Raw genomic sequence first — 1,220 nt, forward strand, 5'->3', positions numbered from 1 at the left:
CATGATGAATCATTTTATTATAGATCCGGTTGCCTGTACGCCAGCGTCTGGATGGGAGAAAGGACAGGTCGAGCGCCAAGTAAGAACATTACGGAACAACTGTTTGAACCGACCCTGGCTTTTAATAGCATTGATGAGTTAAACAGTTTTCTATTGGACCAATGTCATCAGATCATCCAAACCGCCACACACCCGGAAGACAGAAGCAAAGTCATTAACGCGTTATTTTGTGCAGAGAAAACCCAGCTGGCTCCTTATTTCCCTTATACGGGAGGGCAATTTGCAATAGTCCATATCAACTCCTTATCCTTATTCTGTTTTGATGGGCATAAATACAGCGTTCCCAATGATTTAGCGGGTAAGAAAGTGACATTAAAAACGACTGCAACAGAAATTAAAATTATTGTCGATAGCGAGTGTGTTGCTCAACATCAACGCAGTTTCGTTAAAAACCAGACAACCTATAATCCCTGGCATTATCTGTCCACATTAAAAAGAAAACCGGGCGCCCTGAGAAACGGTGAACCTTTTATTAATTGGGATTTACCTAAACCGGTTAAAGAACTCCAGCAACATCTACTCAAGCGTCCGAAAGGTGATCGCGCTATGGTGCAGTTACTGTCTTTAATTGCTGATTATGGTGAAGATTTAGGCGTGACCGCGGCAGCCATAACGTTAGACGAAGGGGTACCTACAGTGGAGGCAGTACTTAATATTATTCACCGACTCACTGAACCCGTAATACCTACGTTTAAAATAAATGATATTCCACTGAACATCCCACCCCAGGCTAATTGTCAGCGTTACAACACGTTATTAAAAGGGGTACCAAATGGAACGGCATGACTGTATTGAAATACTTAAACAATTAAAGCTTACAGCCATGGCTGAAAGCTTTGATGACGTAGTTATTGATGGTATACGCCGTAAGCGTTCTACGATGGATATTATTGGAAATTTATTAACCACAGAGCAAACACAAAGACATATCCGCAGTATTGGCTACCGTATTAATCAAGCTAGGTTCCCACAGCATAAAACACTGTCTGACTTTGAGTTTGAACAAAGCCCATTAAATAAACCCAGTATTGAACTTCTGAATGACTGTGATTACATCAGAGAAAAACGTAATCTTATATTTTTTGGTGGTCCTGGTACAGGTAAAACGCATTTAGCCACGGCTTTAGGGATAACCGCTGCCACCAATGGGTTTAAAGTTT

Annotated in this window: 2 pseudogenes; both read left to right on the forward strand. The window is 41.2% G+C overall.

Annotation, left to right across the window (positions count from 1 at the left end):
- Positions 1 to 846: pseudogene (locus tag YALDO0001_RS19345) on the forward strand (Mu transposase domain-containing protein); the annotation flags it as partial.
- A pseudogene (gene istB / locus YALDO0001_RS19350) lies at positions 833 to 1,220 on the forward strand (IS21-like element ISYen2A/ISYen2B family helper ATPase IstB); the annotation flags it as partial. The pseudogenes YALDO0001_RS19345 and istB, both read left to right, overlap by 14 nt.

The sequence above is a fragment of the Yersinia aldovae ATCC 35236 genome (assembly GCF_000173735.1).
Taxonomy (GTDB): domain Bacteria; phylum Pseudomonadota; class Gammaproteobacteria; order Enterobacterales; family Enterobacteriaceae; genus Yersinia; species Yersinia aldovae.